At 47.9% G+C, this 361-nt stretch carries 1 protein-coding gene; it reads left to right on the top strand.

Annotated features, from left to right (window positions below):
* Window positions 1-248, top strand: a 248-nt coding sequence (locus PZH32_RS11800) for a TM1266 family iron-only hydrogenase system putative regulator (protein WP_275208444.1), incomplete at its 5' end; no start/stop codon positions are given.
* Between the last annotated feature and the right edge of the window lie 113 nt (window positions 249-361).

Genomic DNA, 361 nt, shown 5'->3' with positions numbered 1-361 from the left:
AAACAAGAATCGCGGTAGTGGGAATTATTGTGGAAGATAAAGAGGCTGTGGGGGAGATCAACAGAATCCTTCACGATTACAGCCCGTATATTATCGGAAGAATGGGACTTCCGTACGAGAAGAAACAAGTGAACATCATCAGTGTCATCGTTGACGCCCCGTCTGACCGGATCAGTGCGCTTTCAGGGAAGCTTGGAAAGATCAAGGGGATCAGCGCGAAGGTGATGTATTCGAAGAACGGGCAGTAGGGAGAAACTATGATCGAAAAAATCAAGATCCGCGGCGCACGGGTCCATAACTTGAAAAATATTGATGTGGACGTTCCTTTAAACAAGATCGTCGCCATCGGCGGAGTCTCTGG

Origin of the sequence: Adlercreutzia equolifaciens (assembly GCF_029076695.1) — a bacterium.
Classification (GTDB): domain Bacteria; phylum Actinomycetota; class Coriobacteriia; order Coriobacteriales; family Eggerthellaceae; genus Adlercreutzia; species Adlercreutzia equolifaciens_A.
Note: the sequence above shows the minus strand (reverse complement) of the source record. Positions and strands in the feature narration are given on the sequence as shown.